A 15,754-nucleotide genomic window follows, 5' to 3' on the forward strand; every position below is an offset into this window, starting at 1 on the left:
ATTATCAAGAGGACATGATATTTTATAAGTAACTTAATAAGACAAGTTCTTATTGATTAGGATTGTTACTGGTTAAGCAGGCAAAACCTAAATGGTTGTCTATTTATATGGACAGCGATTTAGGTTTTTTTTAATTTCATACTACTAGGATTGTTACTGGTAAGCAGGCAAAACCTAAATGTTTATTCATGTACAGACATGTTTGTCGATACGTGGGTAGATGTTTGGGTTTTTTTATGAGATGATGCGAAACTTTTGATCAATTGGGCCCATTTGAACAAGTGCATTGCTTTTATCTCAGTCATGTTAGGAAAAGGATGTGTTTTTCTATGGATAAAGAAAAAGTAGCAAAGGAAATAGTAGCGCTTGTTGGAGGAAAAGAAAATATTGCACACGTTACCCATTGTATGACCAGATTACGCTTTAACTTGCATGACGATCAGCTTGCTGATAAAGAGAGTCTGGAGAAGACAAAGGGTGTCATGGGTACCATGAAAAGTGGAGGTCAGTTTCAGGTCATCATTGGAAACGATGTGGCGCAGGTTTATAAAGAGATAATGAAGAGTAGCGATATAGCTGCAAGCATACAAGGAAAAGAGAAGGGTATACAGAAGAAGCAAAATCCGATAAGTGCGATTTTTGATGTCATTGCAGGGGTGTTTACACCGATTCTTCCAGCGATAGCTGGGGCAGGGATGATTAAAGGTCTCTTGTCTTTAGCGGCAACGTTTGGCTGGATGTCGCCCGATGACAGTACCTATCAGATACTAAATGCGATCGGAGACGGTGCTTTCTACTTCCTACCGCTTATCTTGGCTTTTAGTGCGGCAAATAAATTTGGAAATAATCCTTTTATTGCTGTTTCTGTAGCAGCCGCCGTTCTCCATCCGCAATTGACAGCCCTGTTAGGTACAGGGCAAAGTACGAGCTTTATGGGGATACCGGTAACAGCCGTTACCTATGCTTCATCGGTTATCCCAATCGTCATTACGATCTGGCTGGCATCTTATGTGGAAAAATTCGTAGATAACCTAATTCATAAATCAATGAAGCTGATTTTAGTACCCATGCTTACCTTGCTTATTGTAGTACCACTCATGCTTATTGCCATTGGACCAATTGGAACGATTATTGGAAATGGACTTGCATCAGGCATTATCGCGTTGTTTGATCATGCAGGATTGTTTGCGGGAGTGCTGCTTGGCGGAACAATGTCTCTTATTATCATTACCGGCATGCACTATGCGTTGATACCAATTATGATTGGTTCCGTAGCTCAGCTTGGCTACGATTACATTCTTCCGATTATGTTCGTCGCTAACCTAGCTCAAGCAGGCGCAGCCTTTGGCGTATTCTTAAAATCACGGAACAAGGAATTTAAATCAATTGCCATGTCTACAAGTATCACAGCAACGATGGGTATTACGGAGCCAGCGATGTATGGGGTCAATATGAGATTGAAGAAACCGTTCATCGCGGCGTTAATCGGTGGAGCAGTCAGTGGAGCCTTTATCAGCTTATTTAAAACAAAAGCTTATATTGTAGGCGGAAATGCAGGATTGCCTGGGTTGCCGATCCTCGTTGGGGAGACGTTCTGGTATGCGATTATTGGTCTTATCATTGCTTTTATTGTTGGAGCAGTCATGACATATATTCTAGGCTTTATTGATATACCAACCAATGAAGATCAGGAAGAATCGAAAGAAACAGCAGAATTCATCGGATTAGAAAAAGAAGGAACAACAGAAAATACGCTTGTTCAAAATGAACAGATTTGCAGCCCAATAGCTGGTGTTGTTCATCCTCTACAGGCAGTCAGTGACCCCACCTTTTCTAGAGAGATTATGGGAAAAGGATTAGCGATTGAACCCGCAGAGGGACGTGTTGTTTCGCCAGTGAATGGAACTGTCGTCTCCATTTTTAATACGAAGCATGCTATAGGGTTAATTAGTGATGCTGGAGCAGAGGTATTGATTCATATTGGAATAGATACCGTTAAATTGGGGGGCAAACACTTTACCGCCCATGTAGAGACAGGTCAGCAGGTCAAGGTAGGGGAGTTGCTCATTGAATTCGATCTACAGGAGATTAGACAGGCAGGCTTTGAAACGATAACACCTGTGATCATCACGAATACAGACCAATATCCAGAGATCAAACCTTCGAGTCTAGCTGAAGTAAAAGAAAAAGAGCTTTTGCTTAACCTGCGAGTCTAAGGAATCTGAATTGTTGATCCATCACCTTGTTTATATCGAAATTTTGCATAGATGCAATTCTACTTATAAGGAGGAAATAAGTTATGACGCAAATCGTGAAGAAATTTCCAGAAGGCTTTCTATGGGGAGGAGCGGTCGCAGCTAATCAGCTAGAGGGCGCTTATCAAGAGGGTGGCAAAGGTCTTTCAACAGCAGATGTGTCACCAAGAGGCATTATGTATCCGCATAATGAATCAATGGAAGGCTACTACCCTTATCATGAAGCGATTGATTTTTATCATCGTTATAAAGAAGATATTGCCTTGTTTGCAGAAATGGGCTTTAAATGCTTCCGCACCTCGATAGCTTGGACAAGAATTTTTCCGAATGGTGACGAGCTTGAGCCAAACGAAGAAGGCTTGAATTTCTATGATCAATTGTTGGATGAAATTAAAAAATACGGTATTGAGCCGGTAGTAACGATCTCACATTATGAGATGCCGCTTTATCTGGTGAAGCAGTATGGAGGGTGGAGAAATCGGAAGTTAGTTGAATTCTATGAGCGTTTTGCCAAAACACTCTTTAAACGCTACAAGGATAAAGTGAAATACTGGATGACGTTCAATGAGATTAACGTTGTGCTACATGCGCCATTTACGGGTGGTGGACTTGTATTGACAGAAGGTGAGAACGAGAAGAACGCGATGTATCAAGCGGCTCATCATCAGTTCGTGGCAAGCGCTTTGGCTGTAAAAGCATGCCATGAGATCATTCCTGATGCTCAGATTGGTTGCATGCTGGCTTATTTGCCAACCTACCCACTAACAAGTCATCCAGAAGATGTATGGAAAGCATTTACTACGGATCGGGAGACCTTATTCTTTACCGATATTCAAGTGAGAGGCTACTATCCATCTTATACGAAGCGCTATTTTGCTGAAAATGATATTCAAATCGTCATAGAGGAAGGCGACGAAGAGCTATTGCGCACGTATAAAGTAGACTATCTAGGCTTTAGCTACTATGTAAGTAGAACGGCAACAGTAACCCCTGAAAAAGCTGGAGAGACAAATGGCAATCTCATCATGGGTGGAGTAAAAAACCCGTATTTGAAAGCAACAGATTGGGGATGGGAAATCGATCCGAAAGGTTTGCGTATTGCCCTTAATATCTTGTACGATCGTTATCAGGTGCCACTGTTTATTGTGGAAAATGGATTAGGGGCAGTTGATGTTGTAGAAGACGGGGATGTCATTGTGGATGATTACCGCATTGCATACTTAAAGGATCACATTGCGGAAATGAAAGAAGCAATTGCAGATGGTGTTGACCTGATTGGTTACACAACATGGGGACCAATTGATTTAGTTAGTGCCTCCACTGCAGAGATGAAGAAGCGTTACGGATTCATTTATGTAGATAAGGATAATGAAGGAAAAGGAACTCTGCGAAGATTGAAAAAGAAAAGCTTCTACTGGTATAAAAATGTCATTGCTAGTAATGGAGAAGTATTAGATTAAAATGCTAGAGGCGCTAGGTTTTTTATAACCTTTGCGCCTTTTCTTATTTTGATAGAAAAGTCATAAATAAAAATAAAATATAAAGAGTGGTCTGGAAGTTTCAGTACGCTCTTTTCTACAAACAAAGCAGTGGATTTTCTTTGCGCCACTAACCGCTTTTATGCTTGCGGTTCTAGGTTTTACTCTAATTGTAAATGCCATGAAGAAGCGATATGAAGAGGCTTATAATCGAACGCCTTATGTCTAAAGAATGAAAAATCCCCCCTTCTCTTCAAGGATTTGAAGAAAAGGGAGGCAGTTCACCTGAGCGGTCAAATTTTTAATTCGCCAAGCCTTACCAATTCTACTACGGCTTGTGACCGCCCTTTCACGCCCAATTTCTGCATGACGTTACTAATGTGATTTCTGACTGTTTTTTCGCTAATGAAGAGCTGTCCTGCTATCTCTTTTGTGGTCTTGTCTTGGACCAGGAGTTCAAACACTTCTCTTTCGCGATTAGTTAATAACGGTTTACTTTGGTCGCTACTCTTCAAAACGTGCCACCCCTCCTTGTGGGCTCTACAGGAACAAGGTTGAGGGATACAGTCACCTTATCCTATGTCAGGGGGAGTGTGTTGGTGCCGAAGTAGCAGGCTTTTTAGGCTTTTGCCTTACATACTATTCATAGGATAAGTGGGGGGTACCTCGGCCCACTCAATTTCTGCTTTTTCCCTATATCTTGTAAAAGATCTAGCTTGTTTCAACTGATTTTTCGCTTTTGTTAGATGCAAAGTCATAGAACGTACCATTGAAAAAACAATTATAATGAAGCAAATGACGCTAATGACGCTTCAAAGAAGTACTTTGCAAAATAGTAGTAATATGTTATGGTATTATTTGAATTTGTAACATTGAAAACGAAATAAGCATGTACTAAACGGGGGCCGGGCAAATACGGCTGAGATTGTAACAGAATGCGTTACTGACCGTAGAACCTGAACTGGGTAATGCCAGCGGAGGGAGAGGTAGCTGACTTCAAGTGCGAAAGCTGTAGCTCTATCGTCGAGATAGGGGTGTATCGCCGAGTTGAGAACCATCCGTCTAGGGTGGTTTTTTTGTGTGTAAAACATGAAAAACGCTCTTCATAATCAACTGGCTGATACAATTTGCTCTAATTTGTATTTATAGTCTATATAAACTTGAGTTGGACCCTTTCTATTTCTGCTGCTTACATACATACTGCATCAGAATGAGGAGGAATTGAAATGTCACGAACACGACTGGTTATCATGATGGAAATAGCTATCATGGCAGCAATAGCTGTTATTTTAAGTAAGGTAAAGCTGTTTGCCATGCCTCAAGGGGGAAGCGTATCGCTGGTAATGGTACCGATAGCTCTCTTGGCGTTTCGCCGTGGTTGGGTAGCAGGCGTAATCACAGGCGGGCTAGTAGGCATGGTTAAATTCTTTTTTGGTGGCGAGATGGTCCATCCGATTCAAATGGTGTTAGATTATCCTCTATCCTATGCCGTGCTAGGCTTTGGTGCGTTCCTGTACGCTAGTAAGACACAAAGCAAAGCAACAAAAATTGCCTCCATCTGGGGAGGATTGCTAGTGGGAATTGCGCTATGCTTGGCTATTCGCACGACTTCAGGAGCAGTTTGGTTTGGGAGCTATGCCCCGGAAGGAACACCTGCAACACTTTATTCCTTCAGCTATAATGCAACTTATCTGATACCTGAGTATGTGATTACGGCTTTGGTCGTTACATTACTAGCAAATGGGGCACCTCAATTGTTTCAGCAGAATGCGGGCGCTTATCGACGTGCATAATAAAGTAGTTTATAAAAAAGCGAAGAGAAGGGAGCTACTTCCTCTCTTGGCTTTTTTTAATATTAGTGAAAATAAAAGCGGTTTGTTACCAAAAAATATTCGTAAGAACGTGAAAAGGCACGGTTTTTTGTTATGGAAAAAGTTACATAATTGTGAAATTAAGAAAAAACTATCGAAATTTTGCTCTTTCATTCCCAGTTGCTTACTAGAAGTAAAAACATTACGTTATACTGAGGATTGAAGGCTAGGAGGGATCGTGGATGAAAGAGGAGTTCTGGAAGGCGATAGTAGAATGCGATCCAAATTATGATCAACTATTCTTTTATGGCCTTAGCACGACGGGTATCTTTTGCAAGCCGTCATGCAAATCAAGGACACCCAAAAGAGAGCATGTGAAGATTTATTATGCGGCGTCCGATGCCATTGCTGCAGGTTTTCGTCCTTGCAAGCGTTGTAGACCATCTGAACCAACCTGGAAATCAGCGGAAGAAGATGCGGCGACCCGTTTGCTAGAGATGATTCACGATTGCTATAACCAACCCGTAACTCTGCGTGAAATGGCGTCACGTCTCTATGTGAGTCCTTTTTATTTGCAGCGTTGTTTTTCTCGTTGTATGAAGATAACGCCTGGGAAATATTTAACGCGCATCCGAATAGATGAAGCGAAGAAGCAACTACTAGAAACAGATCGAAATGTTTCAATGATTGCAAGCAGAGTAGGTTTTCGTAATAGTGCCTATTTTGCCGCTGTTTTTCAGAAAGAAACAGGTTGTACACCTACTCAATACCGCTTACAGCAGAAGAAACAGGGAAAAACAGGGACGACACGCTAAGTGCATCTGCTGTAAAACGGGAGAACATACATATAAAAAAGAATGGAAGAACAGTTGAAGCGTTTCTGTATACTGTCAGAAACGCCTTTTTGTACGAGGAAAAGACAGATAAAAAGCACCTCCTGTCATGTTGCGAGATTCGCAAACTAAGAGGTGCTTTTTGTCGTGTCTACATTTTTACCTTCTCTCACCCATGATGCGCTCTAAAAAATAATCGACTGTTACAGCTAATATGCCAACAAATAAGGGAGTTAATGGTGTTAACAAGACACCAGGAATCCATGTGGTATTCACGAGATAAAAAATGAAGGTCGTTGCTAAAATTTCAGGTATCAATTTCCAATTTCTTGAGATATGTAGTCTTTGCATTATGTATAAAAGGACTGGTTCAAGAATTAGTTCGTACAGCATTAACATGAAAAAGGAGACGACTGCAAAGGAAACGAGTGTCCAGAAATCAGATTTGTCGACAAACATAGGAAATAGAGTGCCGACTGTCCAGAGAATCGTAACCAATAAGAACACGACGATAGCGCTTGAGAATAAAACCAGCAAAGTTGCAATAGCGATAGCTAGACCATTAATCCAGAATCCGCCTTGCTGTCGATCCCCACTCGTCACAGCGCGTCGAAATAAAAAAAGTCCCGCTGTCGCACACAAGCCCACCAGTATGGCAAAAGTCATGTGGTTTGTCATATGTATCATCACCTACTATAAAAATAATACGTAGCAGGTGAGGGAAATGTTACAACAAAGCGGGGAAAAATGTAACCTTTTTGTAACCGTTCGAAATATGCCAAAGTTTACTCGACCCAGGTTGTTTTTTGAGTGATAGGCTTTCGAACAGTTCGAGGTGTGGCTTCATCAGTTGGATAGCCAATAAATAAGGAACCAATTACTTTTTCTTGATCAGATAGGGACAAGAAGGCTTTGAGACGTTCATCTCTAGCTAAACCTACACCACGTGTACGCCACACAAAACCTAGACCTAGCTCAGAAGCCATCAGCCACATCGAATGAATAGCGCAGCTTACAGCATAATCATTATCAAGCGAAGAAGCTTCGTCGCCTTCTATGATTTGGGATGTAGCGACTATAATGAGAGGGGTGGCCAGAACATTCTTCATGGATTCTTCTACTAAATGAGGTTTGGTAGGAAAGCGTTCAAGCAAGAAATCCTGAGCTAGCTGGTTAAACCGTTCCTTAGCAGCGCCTTGAATGACATAGAAGTGCCAAGGCTCTCGCAAGCGATCATTGGGTGCTAATATAGCTGCTTCTAGAAGCTGCTCAATCTTTTCTTTTTCTATAGGGCGACCATCGTAGGCGCGTATAGCTTGACGTTGTAGTAAGGTTTGTAAGAGGGACATGTTTTAACAACCTTTCTATAATATGTTAATTATGATACTGTATATTCAAATATATTTTCCTCTATGCATAAAAATAGAAGATTTCTAATAGTATGTCAGTATACGATCTTCTTTCACCTCTTGTCCAGTCCCGTGTGGGCTAGACAGAAAAGTATGGACAATAAAATGCAAATTGGATTATGATAGAACTAATCACATAAGCTTGGGAATAAAGGAATTGTTACATGAGAAACGATTCACATGGGGAAGTTGGTGAAAATCCAACACGGTCCCGCCACTGTAATTGGAGAGCCCGTTTTTGTCACTGGATATTATAAATTTTCAGAAGACGAAAAGGAGCAGAATATTCCAAGAGTCAGGCTACCCTCTTTATTCTAACAACACCGTCAGACCTACGGCAGATGGGGAGGTGTTATGAGAGCAGATTTGCTACAGAAGGGAATATTCCTTTCCAAAAAATAACAAGCTCATCATAACAGCACTTCTCACGTAAGTCAGACGGGGAAGCGCTGTTTTTTTTATTGTATAAAAATGTAAGGTTGATTGCAAATAAGGATAGGGGGCTTGGAGTAGATGGAGAAAGGAAAAATTCTACTAATTGGCTTTGGACCAGGACATCATGATCACATTACGCATCGGGCAAAAGAGGCTATCCTAGAATGCGAAGTGATAATTGGCTACAACACTTATGTAGATTTAATTCGAGAGCTTATTTCAGACAAAAGTGTCGTGCGTACTGGGATGACAGAAGAGGTTAGCCGTGCTCAAGAAGCGGTAAGATTGGCTGAGTTAGGTCAAGTTGTTGGCGTTATTTCTAGTGGGGATGCTGGGGTATACGGCATGGCCGGACTAGTTTATGAAGTCCTAGTCGAAAAAGGCTGGACAGAATCTACTGGGGTGAAAGTAGAGGTTGTACCTGGAATTTCATCCATTCAGTCTTGCGCGTCTTTATTGGGTGCTCCCATTATGCATGACGCTTGCACAATCAGCTTGAGTGACCATCTTACACCGTGGGAAACGATTGCTAAGCGTGTAGAAGCAGCTGCTTCTGCTGATTTTGTCATTGCGCTGTATAACCCGCGCAGTGGTCGCCGTACACGACAAATTGTAGAAACACAACAAATATTATTAAAATATCGTTCTCCTGAAACGCCAGTAGGAATCGTAAAGAGCGCCTATAGAGATCGAGAACATGTTGTAATTACAACACTTGCAGACATGCTACAACATGACATTGGAATGCTGACAACAGTAATCATCGGGAACTCGACTACCTTTGTTTACGACCAAAAAATTATTACTCCGCGCGGATATCAACGTAAATATACGTTAAATCGCATGGATCAACCGTTAAAACCTCATGAACGCTTGCAGGAGAAGGCAGAGCCTTGGGCGCTTCACAGCCAGCCTCAGGGTGGAAATCCGGTATCTGAGTCATCTTCTGTGCAAGAAGTGGCTGTAGCGACTTCACCGCAGGCTACAATACAAGAAGCTCAGGTTTCTGATTCCGCACCATCAGCGGCGATGGAAGCCCTTTCAAATCCCAGGCAATTCTCAAGGGAAGTAGAACAGAATTCTTTTCAGGAAGAGACAGAGAGCTTTCAAGCTCCTAAACAAGCGATAAAGGCCTTTCAATTAGCGATGGAAGCGCTTGCGTGCGTTGATGAAAAGACAGCCTTAGAGTTAAATCAGGGTATCACTCCTCCACCTCGCCCGTTTAGCGGAGTTGTTGATATTTTAGAGCTAGGCGTTTCGCCTGGTGTAGCTCGTAAGAATTTTACCTCGGAACAAATGCGTCTATTGGCCGATTTGACCAAGGATGGCGGAGAAATGATGTACAGCATTGAGCATCAAATTATTCTTCGCTTACCGCAGGTAGATCCAGAGCAGGTCACGCAACAATTAAGAGCAGTTGGCTTTCAATTGTTTCCGATCGGGGCTAGCGCGCAGGTGAAAGCTTGTGATTTTTGTGATTTAGAAAAGGATGAATCGATCCCTGTAGCTGAGGAATTAGGTAGACGATTAGATGGTCTAGCTGTGCCAAAGGATTTAAAAATTGGCTTTAACGGCTGCGGAATGGCTTGCTATGGTGCAGTTATGGAGGACATTGGTCTTGTATACCGACGTGGCGCATATGATGTGTTTTTAGGTGGCAAGCGTATCGGACGTAACGCTCATCCTGGACAACGTATAGCTGAGGGAGTTCCAGAAGAACAGATTATTGGACTTGTAGAACGGATTGTGGATGAGTATAAGACAAAAGGTCATATCGAGGAACGATTCCATAAATTCTTTAAACGTACAGGGCAGGTACTTGAATACCGCTATCAGGAATTCGTAGCTCCATTGCAGATCGAAGAACCGTGTGGAGATTAAGGGGGGGAATTTTTTGAACGGAATACTTTTTATCGGTCATGGTAGTAGAGATGCCGAGGGAAATGAGCATCTTCTACAGTTTACACAGCGAGTTACTGAATTGTTACAGGAACAAACAGACGTGACACTGTATGAGACTTGTTTCTTGGAGTTAACCAGACCAACCATTATGCAGGGTGTGCAAAAAATAGTAGAACGTGGTGCTACCACTGTAGCAATGGTACCTTTAATGCTGTTTCAAGCAGCCCACGCTAAACTGCACATCCCGCATGAAATAGACGAGGCTAAGGCGAAATATCCCCATGTAGATTTTCGTTATGGGCGCCCCATAGGTGTGCATGAGGATATGGTGCAAATTTTGCGGGATCGCTTACAAAATACAACTGCCTATACTCCACTAGAACCGGCTAACAAGGATAGTGCCATTCTTTTAGTAGGTCGTGGTAGCAGTGATTCAGATGCAAACAGCGATCTTTGTAAAATAGCCCGCTTGTTATGGGAGAGCACAGGGGTAGGTAACGTTGAAGTGGCGTACATGGGCGTTACCTATCCGACAGTGGAAGAAGGATTAGTCCGTTGTGTAAGACAGGGAGCTAAGCAGATTTATGTCCTTCCTTATTTGTTATTTACGGGTATCCTGTTAAAGCGTCTAGAAGAAAACTTACAACAGTTTCATCAGGACTTCCCTGATATACATGCCTCGATGAGCGAGGCATTAGGCTTCCATGAACTGCTAGAACAAATTGTAGTAGATCGTTCTATAGAAGCATTACAGGGACGGGCATTAGCCAACTGCGACCTTTGTCAATTTAGAAAACTTGCTGTATTCGATCACCATCACCATCACGACCATGATCACGACCATGATCACGACCATGACCATGATCACCATCATGGCCACCACCATGACCATGATCACGACCATGACCATGATCACCATCATGACCATGATCATCACCATGCAAACGGACATAGCCATACCCCTGTAACCCAAGAAGGGCAAACAGCCTGTAGCAAGGAGTCTCAGGCTACAGAAGCTGACGATAAACGGGGGGTACGTGTATGATCCTGTTTTTGGCAGGGACAAGTGATGCACGCGAATTGGCTGTCCTTTTGAAGTCTACTGGTGTTGATCTACTGGCAACGGTTGTTACCGATTCTGCCGCTAAAAGCTTGGAGGACGAGGGAATTACGACGCGAGTAGGAAGACTACCACTAGCGGATATGATTGCCTTAGCCAAGGAACAGAAGGCTACAACCATTGTGGATGCAAGTCATCCTTTTGCAGAAGAAGCATCTAAAAATGCGATGGCTTGCGCAGAAGAATTACAGCTTCCTTACATCCGGTATGAGAGGGAGACCCGTAATTATGTTGACCATCCTAATGTGCTCATAGTGGAAAATTATGAACAAGCAGCATTGGAAGCAAAACAAAGAAAAGGCGTAGTGATGCTAACTACAGGAAGCAAAACGCTTGGGACGTTTACGAAGCATTTGCTAGGTGATCCCGAGATTCGTTTGATTGCACGAATGCTGCCACGTAAAGACAATATGGAAAAATGTGAAGAGTTAGGCGTAGAGCAAAAAAATATTATTGCCATGCAAGGTCCTTTCTCTAAAGAATTGAATGCCGCTTTGTATACACAATATGGTGTTACTACAATGATTACAAAAGAAAGCGGTAAGGTAGGCGCTGTAGACGAGAAGCTGGCGGCAGCCCTAGAGCTTGGCATCTATACCATTATGATCGACAGACCGAAACTCGTGTATGGAGAGACGCATCACACATTTGATAGCGTTTTGAAAGCGTTACGAACACAGGCTACGGTCTAAAAAATAACGGAACCAAAGAGGGGAGAAATCATATGTCATCGCAATTTCATACGGAGTTTAAACCAATCACGATTCAACCACAAGAAATTGAATCAAAAAGTTTTGAAATGATTACAGAGGAGCTAGGTCCACATCCTTTTACGGATGATCAGTATCGTGTGGTGCAACGCGTCATCCACGCAACAGCCGACTTTGATTTAGGGCGTAGCATGAAGTTTCATCCTGATGCAGTAGAAGCGGGCATTCGAGCTATTCAAGCCGGTGAACCAATTATTGCAGATGTTCAAATGGTTCAAGTAGGCATCAGTAAGCCGCGTCTAAAGGCGTTTGGTGGAGATGTGCATGTTTATATTTCTGATGCTGATGTCATGCAAGAAGCGAAAGCCGAGAATACAACTCGTGCTATTATCTCTATTCGCAAAGCTACGAGCCAAATTAAAGGTGGTATCTACGCGATTGGGAATGCTCCTACTGCACTGCTTGAATTGATTCGTCTTGTGAAAGAGGGTAAGGCCAACCCTTCATTGGTTATTGGCGTACCAGTTGGATTTGTATCTGCGGCTGAATCCAAAGAGGAATTAGCGAAGTTAGATATTCCATTTATCACGAACTTGGATCGCAAAGGTGGTAGCCCAGTTGCTGTTGCCGCGGTTAATGCGTTGTCCATTCTAGCAACAGAACGGAGCGAGCGTGCATGACTAATGCAAAGGTAGCGGAGGCAGAAAATGAGAAGCCACTTCGTCACGGATATACAACAGGTTCCAACGCTACCGCCGCCACGAAAGCTTCCCTGCTAGCCTTACTTAGCGGGGAAGAAGTTTCGGAGGTGGAAATTCTTTTGCCTAATAAGGATCGGGTCACGTTTCAAATGGTATCTCAGGAACGAGGAGAAAATTGGGTGGAGACTGGTATCATCAAGGATGGTGGAGATGATCCAGATGCCACCCATAAGGCCCTGATTTTGTCACGTGTTTCTTGGCATGCAGATAGCGGTATTCATTTGGATGGCGGAATAGGTGTCGGTAGAGTTACAAAGCCCGGATTGCCGATTCCGGTAGGTGAAGCAGCTATTAATCCTGTTCCACGAAAAATGATTAAGGGCGTTGTCCAAGAGCTTTTAGAAGAATATGAAATAGAAGATCGTGGAGTCAGCGTTGTCATTTCAGTGCCGAATGGAGAAGAGATTGCTAAGAAAACGCTGAATGGACGGTTAGGAATTGTTGGAGGTATCTCCATTTTGGGGACCCGAGGAACGGTCGTACCATTTTCAACGGCTGCTTACAAAGCATCGGTAGCTCAAGCTATTCAAGTAGCGAAGGCAAGCAACTGCCAGTCTATTGCCATTACAACAGGTGGGCGCAGCGAAAAAACAGCGATGGAACAGTATCCGGATTGGCCAGAAGAATCGTTTATTCAAATGGGAGATTTCGTGGGCTTTAGTGCCCTTATTGGTAAGAAGCAAGGATTTACCCACATTTCCATGGTTGGAATGATGGGAAAACTGTCTAAGGTTGCTCAGGGAGCAATGATGGTGCATTCCAAGGGATCTTCTGTTGATTTTGAATTTTTGGCGGAGGTAGCCAGAGAAGTCGGTGCAAGTGAAGAACATATTGCAGAAATACAGAGAGCCAACACGGCCATGCAGGTGGGCGAACTCATGAGCCAAGCGGGAAACTCCGCTTTTTTTAACTTATTGGCATACAAATGCTCCGAACAAATCAATAAGCACGTCGGCGGAGGCATGGTTATAGAAACGGTGCTCACCACATTGAAAGGCGAACTGTTGGGAAAGGCGGTAGTAGATGACACAGGTAACGATAATCGGGATCGGGGATGACGGTGCTCAAGGTTTATTTCCCCAAGCTATTGAACTGATCAAACAAGCGCAATTGCTGGTAGGGGGAGAGCGACATTTAGCCTTTTTCCCAGATCTTGACTGTGAACGCTTTGCTTTGAAAAGTGGGGTGCTAGCGGCAATTGGCGAAATAAAACAAGCGGTAGCAGCAGGTAAAGAGGTTGTCGTGCTTGCTTCTGGAGACCCATTGTTTTATGGGATTGGAGGTTTGCTTACCCGCAAACTCGGTCGTGATGTCGTGCAAGTGGTACCGCATTTGAGTAGCTTACAGCTTGCTTTTAGCAAAATGAAGGAAGCTTGGCAAGATGCTCATATTGACAGTGTACACGGTCGTCCAATGCTTGGATTAGCACAACGTGTGAATGGCAAGTCTAAGGTGGCTCTATTAACGGATAAGGAAAATACTCCGGCAAAAGTAGCTCAGTATTTACTGCGTTTTGGTATGGATGAATATGAAGCGTTTGTAGCGGAGCGGTTAGGAAATAAAGAAGAACGTTGTCGGTGGTTTACGCTTGTGGAATTGGCAGAGACAGAGTGCGACCCTTTAAATGTCATGATTCTCAAAAGAAAAGAGAATGCCTCACCTGTGAATTGGACCTTAGGCATTCCTGATGAAGAGTTTGCTCAACGTAAACCAGATAAGGGACTCATTACGAAAAAAGAAGTGCGAGTAGCAAGCCTTGCTGAGTTGCAGATAAAACCTGACAGCATCGTCTGGGATATCGGAACAGCGACTGGTTCGGTAGCGATCGAAGCAGCGAAGCTAGCCCCTTTGGGAGCTGTGTACGCTGTAGAAAAGAATGAGCCAGATTTAGAAAATGCTCGCGCGAATATGCACAAGTTTCGTACGGATATCACATTTATCAATGCGAAGGCCCCTGTTGGATTGGATGAATTCCCTGATCCAGATGCGATCTTTGTTGGGGGAAGCGGTGGCGAGCTGACAGAGCTAGTCCAGTTATTTGCTAAGCGCCTGCGTCCAGGTGGGCGTGTAGTAATCAATGCTGTTACCATCGAAAATTTAGCAGATGCAATGCAGGCATGCAAAGCGGCGGGGTTTGACGTGTCAGTCACAATGCTGCAGGTGTCGCGTAGTAAACCAATTTTGCATTTGACCCGACTTGAAGGGTTAAATCCTGTCTATATCATAACTGCTAAACACAAAGCCAAGGAGGAGAATAAAGATGAGCAACATGACTAATACAACTCTTGAAAATCATGAAAATACACTGACAAATAATCCGGTGAATACCTCTGTTGGGACTTTATATGGAATTGGAATTGGACCTGGGGACCCTGAGCTTATCACAGTCAAAGCGTTTCGTCTGATGAAGGAAGCGGATGTTATCGCGTATCCTAAAAAGCGTAAAGGCGGCAAAAGCTATGCACTAACAATCGTGGAGCAGTATACGGATGGTCTTGCAAAAGATCTGTTAGGATTAGTGTTCCCGATGACGAAAGAGGAAAACGTTCTAAAGAAACAATGGGCTCAGACAGTAGCTCAGGTTTGGGAGAAGCTTTCTCAAGGTAAAAATGTTGTATTTGTAACAGAGGGAGATCCAAATTTATATAGTACGTTTATTCATATGGCTCGTCTAATGAATCAATTGCATCCAGAAGTGCCAGTGGTATCAGTTCCAGGTATTTCCTCAGTGCTGGGAGCGGCTGCCCAATTAAACATTCCATTGGCTGATGGAGATGAGCAGGTTGGTATCATACCGGCAACGGAAGATCGAGAATCTATGCGTAGAGTTTTGGAGAATCATGATACTGTCATTTTCTTGAAAGTAGCTAAGGTGTTAGATATGATGATTGGCTTGCTAGAGGAGCTAGGTATGGCAGACTGTGCGTCTGTAATTACCAAGGTGACATCTGGTGAAGAGACGATCTGGAAGGACGTTCGCCAGTTAAAAGGGAAAGAGCTTGAGTATCTTACACTAATGGTAGTACGGAAGGGATGAATG

General features: G+C 43.1%; 14 protein-coding genes and 2 riboswitches. Of the genes, 11 read left to right on the plus strand and 3 right to left on the minus strand.

The window, feature by feature from the left end:
- Positions 1 to 329 precede the first annotated feature (329 nt).
- Both BRLA_RS05795 and BRLA_RS05800 read left to right on the plus strand, forming a co-directional pair.
- Positions 330 to 2,216, plus strand: a complete 1,887-nt coding sequence (locus tag BRLA_RS05795) for a beta-glucoside-specific PTS transporter subunit IIABC (RefSeq protein ID WP_041751974.1) — start codon at positions 330 to 332, stop codon at positions 2,214 to 2,216.
- 83 nt (positions 2,217 to 2,299) lie between these two features.
- Positions 2,300 to 3,715, plus strand: a complete 1,416-nt coding sequence (locus tag BRLA_RS05800; protein WP_003334929.1) for an aryl-phospho-beta-d-glucosidase — start codon at positions 2,300 to 2,302, stop codon at positions 3,713 to 3,715.
- A gap of 311 nt (positions 3,716 to 4,026) precedes the next feature.
- Here BRLA_RS05800 and BRLA_RS05805 read toward each other — a convergent pair whose 3' ends face one another.
- On the minus strand, positions 4,027 to 4,248 hold the full coding sequence (locus tag BRLA_RS05805) for a helix-turn-helix domain-containing protein (RefSeq protein ID WP_003334928.1): 222 nt from the start codon (positions 4,246 to 4,248) through the stop codon (positions 4,027 to 4,029).
- Positions 4,249 to 4,621: 373 nt separating this feature from the next.
- Positions 4,622 to 4,733, plus strand: a riboswitch (TPP riboswitch).
- A gap of 226 nt (positions 4,734 to 4,959) precedes the next feature.
- Here BRLA_RS05805 and thiT point away from each other — a divergent pair.
- Positions 4,960 to 5,526: an energy-coupled thiamine transporter ThiT gene (thiT, locus tag BRLA_RS05810; protein ID WP_003334927.1), complete on the plus strand. Its 567-nt coding sequence runs from the start codon at positions 4,960 to 4,962 to the stop codon at positions 5,524 to 5,526.
- 260 nt (positions 5,527 to 5,786) lie between these two features.
- A complete protein-coding gene (locus BRLA_RS05815) occupies positions 5,787 to 6,359 on the plus strand; it encodes a bifunctional transcriptional activator/DNA repair enzyme AdaA (RefSeq protein WP_003334925.1) in 573 nt (190 codons plus the stop codon).
- 177 nt (positions 6,360 to 6,536) lie between these two features.
- Here the strand turns inward: BRLA_RS05815 and BRLA_RS05820 are convergent, their stop codons facing one another.
- On the minus strand, positions 6,537 to 7,055 hold the full coding sequence (locus BRLA_RS05820; RefSeq protein ID WP_022584152.1) for a hypothetical protein: 519 nt from the start codon (positions 7,053 to 7,055) through the stop codon (positions 6,537 to 6,539).
- 107 nt (positions 7,056 to 7,162) lie between these two features.
- On the minus strand, positions 7,163 to 7,726 hold the full coding sequence (locus BRLA_RS05825) for a nitroreductase family protein (RefSeq protein WP_003334923.1): 564 nt from the start codon (positions 7,724 to 7,726) through the stop codon (positions 7,163 to 7,165).
- Between the two features lie 194 nt (positions 7,727 to 7,920).
- Positions 7,921 to 8,112, plus strand: a riboswitch (cobalamin riboswitch).
- Between the two features lie 187 nt (positions 8,113 to 8,299).
- Here BRLA_RS05825 and cobJ point away from each other — a divergent pair.
- From cobJ to cobI, 7 genes are read left to right on the plus strand one after another with little or no spacing between them, the layout of a single operon-like run.
- Positions 8,300 to 10,102, plus strand: a complete 1,803-nt coding sequence (gene cobJ, locus BRLA_RS05830; protein WP_003334922.1) for a precorrin-3B C(17)-methyltransferase — start codon at positions 8,300 to 8,302, stop codon at positions 10,100 to 10,102.
- Positions 10,103 to 10,115: 13 nt separating this feature from the next.
- Entirely contained in the window at positions 10,116 to 11,168 is a 1,053-nt protein-coding gene (locus BRLA_RS05835) for a sirohydrochlorin chelatase (protein WP_003334921.1), read from the plus strand.
- The gene (gene cobK, locus BRLA_RS05840) at positions 11,165 to 11,935 is read left to right on the plus strand and encodes a precorrin-6A reductase (RefSeq protein WP_003334920.1); all 771 of its coding nucleotides are present in this window, start codon (positions 11,165 to 11,167) and stop codon (positions 11,933 to 11,935) included. The genes BRLA_RS05835 and cobK overlap by 4 nt, the downstream gene beginning before the upstream one ends.
- A gap of 32 nt (positions 11,936 to 11,967) precedes the next feature.
- On the plus strand, positions 11,968 to 12,633 hold the full coding sequence (locus tag BRLA_RS05845; protein WP_003334919.1) for a precorrin-8X methylmutase: 666 nt from the start codon (positions 11,968 to 11,970) through the stop codon (positions 12,631 to 12,633).
- Positions 12,630 to 13,772: a cobalt-precorrin-5B (C(1))-methyltransferase gene (locus BRLA_RS05850; RefSeq protein ID WP_003334918.1), complete on the plus strand. Its 1,143-nt coding sequence runs from the start codon at positions 12,630 to 12,632 to the stop codon at positions 13,770 to 13,772. The genes BRLA_RS05845 and BRLA_RS05850 overlap by 4 nt, the downstream gene beginning before the upstream one ends.
- Entirely contained in the window at positions 13,738 to 14,991 is a 1,254-nt protein-coding gene (locus BRLA_RS05855; RefSeq protein WP_003334917.1) for a bifunctional cobalt-precorrin-7 (C(5))-methyltransferase/cobalt-precorrin-6B (C(15))-methyltransferase, read from the plus strand. The genes BRLA_RS05850 and BRLA_RS05855 overlap by 35 nt, the downstream gene beginning before the upstream one ends.
- Positions 14,992 to 15,034: 43 nt before the next feature.
- Positions 15,035 to 15,751 (plus strand): precorrin-2 C(20)-methyltransferase, encoded by a 717-nt coding sequence (gene cobI / locus BRLA_RS05860; protein WP_003338876.1) that lies wholly within the window; start codon positions 15,035 to 15,037, stop codon positions 15,749 to 15,751.
- The last annotated feature ends 3 nt before the right edge of the window (positions 15,752 to 15,754 follow it).

The organism is Brevibacillus laterosporus LMG 15441 (assembly GCF_000219535.2).
GTDB classification, from domain to species: domain Bacteria; phylum Bacillota; class Bacilli; order Brevibacillales; family Brevibacillaceae; genus Brevibacillus_B; species Brevibacillus_B halotolerans.